The organism is Allobosea sp. 05T439, from assembly GCF_056396005.1.
Window position 1 is genome coordinate 1 of the sequence record NZ_JBFTKP010000112.1, and the last position, 1,277, is coordinate 1,277.

At 64.8% G+C, this 1,277-nt stretch carries 1 protein-coding gene; it reads right to left on the reverse strand.

What is annotated here, in order from left to right; translation table 11 throughout:
* Window positions 1–246 precede the first annotated feature (246 nt).
* Window positions 247–1,275, reverse strand: coding sequence for an IS110 family RNA-guided transposase (locus tag AC1DIO_RS35265; protein WP_476854941.1), 1,029 nt, complete (start codon window positions 1,273–1,275; stop codon window positions 247–249).
* Window positions 1,276–1,277 lie beyond the last annotated feature (2 nt).

A 1,277-nucleotide genomic window follows, 5' to 3' on the forward strand; every position in this document is an offset into this window, starting at 1 on the left:
TGGCTGGCTACGCGGCCTCGCCCTGAGATCTCCCCGGGTTCATGCTTCGGTCCGTGGTCAGCGCGACGGCTGCCAACATGATGCTGGTCCAATACGGCGTCCGATGTGCCTATCTCATAGGCGCGCTCGACCGAGGTCGGCGACAGTCCTGACCACGGCATCAATCGGAACCGCGTCCCGGTGGGGACCTCGAAGGCCTGCGCTCAGGCAGGCATCAACGGCAGCTTGCGACCACGCGAACGGCGGTCAGGCCGACATGGCGGCCGGGGGAACGTCGGATTGGAACACCGTGCCATCACTCCACATCCGGTGCAGAATAGACCCTATCCGCCGCGCCAGCGCGACCATTGCACGCTTCGTACCCCTGCGCTTCGCCACCTGTGCCGCCCAGCTTCTCAGCCATGATGAGCGCCCACGGTTCATCATGACGGTGGCCGCCTGGCAAAGTGCTCTTCGGAGATTTGCGTCACCGGCGCGGGTGATGCCGCCCGAGACGTCGCGCTCGCCGGATTGGTTGCGCGATGGCGTCAGGCCGACCCAGGGTCCCACTTTTTTCGATGAAGAGAACCGCGTCGGATCATCAACCGCGGATCGGAAGGTCAAGCCGACGACAGCGCCGATGCCGGGCATCGTCATCAGGAGGCGGCAGATGGGGTCTTCCTGCGCAAGGAGCCGGACCTGTCGCTCGAGCCCGGCGAGTTCGTGGCGCAAGCTGGCGCGCGCCCGGAGCATGGGCGCTGTTGCGGCCTCCAGCATGGCATTGCCTTCGGCAAGTTCACGAATGCGGACGTCGAAGCGACCGCGGGAGATCGCGCCTACCTTCAAGCCGAAGTTCCTCAGCAGACCCCGCAGCGACAGTTCCAGCGCGATCATCCCCTGCTGAATCGCCTTGCGGGCGCCCAGAAGGGCGCGGACTTCCTGCGCCGAAATGGATTTGCAGTGCACCGGGCGGAACCATCCGAGGTGAAGCAGCCGAGCAATCCCCTCGGCGTCACGACGATCGGTTTTGATCGGCATTGCCTTGAGCGCGCCCTTCACCTGGCGGGTCTCCATCAAAACCACATCCAGTCCGACGTCAGTGAGCCCGCGATGCAGCCACTGCGACAAAGGGCCGGCCTCCAGCCCTATCGTTGCAACCGTTCCGCCCAACGCCAGCACATATCCCGCCACGGCCTCTGGGTCACTGGCGACCTGCGCTTCCTTCACGATCTTGCCGTGCTCGGTGATGGCGCAGACCGCAGTCTTCGCCAATGACACATCCAATCCGATGAACAGCC